This window comes from Bradyrhizobium sp. NBAIM08, assembly GCF_020193935.1.
In the GTDB taxonomy this organism is placed as follows: Bacteria; Pseudomonadota; Alphaproteobacteria; order Rhizobiales; family Xanthobacteraceae; genus Bradyrhizobium; species Bradyrhizobium yuanmingense.
This window is the reverse complement of sequence record NZ_JADYVR010000206.1, coordinates 1-465: the sequence shown is the minus strand read 5'-3', so window position 1 is coordinate 465 and position 465 is coordinate 1. Positions and strand designations below refer to the sequence as shown.

The window sequence follows — 465 nt, the reverse complement described above, 5'->3', positions numbered from 1 at the left end:
CTCGCTGAACTTTACGTGTGGCTCACGCGCCAATTCGAAACACCTAAACACAGGAGCGGTGAAGCATATTGGGCTGGACCTCTTGATCATATCGATTTGTGGCAAAACGCCATCATCCAGATCTTAATTCATCGAGGGAGTTTTCGTGCCTGCAAGGCCATCAGAAAGATTCAACAAGAGCTTCCTGAATTGGATTGGCTCAAATGGGTTCAAGTGGATGCGGAGGCTGAAGCTCGTCGAGCTACTTGGGTTCCAGCTCGACCACAAGATATTGTGAAGCTTGCGGCTGATCGTGAGTTGCGATTAGTGCAGGGTGGAGATCAACTTATTCAGGTGCTAGTTGACTCATTGGAACGGTTTCAAGGTCTGCTACAAGGAGAGATACCAGAGGCCCAATTCCTCTGGGACAAGGTTGACAAGCGCAGTGCTAGGCCCAAAGATGAGGATGCATTCTCCGACTATGTG

General features: G+C 49.5%; 1 protein-coding gene. It reads left to right on the top strand.

Features of this window, described 5'->3' with window-relative positions:
- Window positions 1-465: hypothetical protein (locus tag I6F37_RS39135; protein ID WP_225154247.1), on the top strand; the 465-nt coding region annotated here is incomplete at both ends.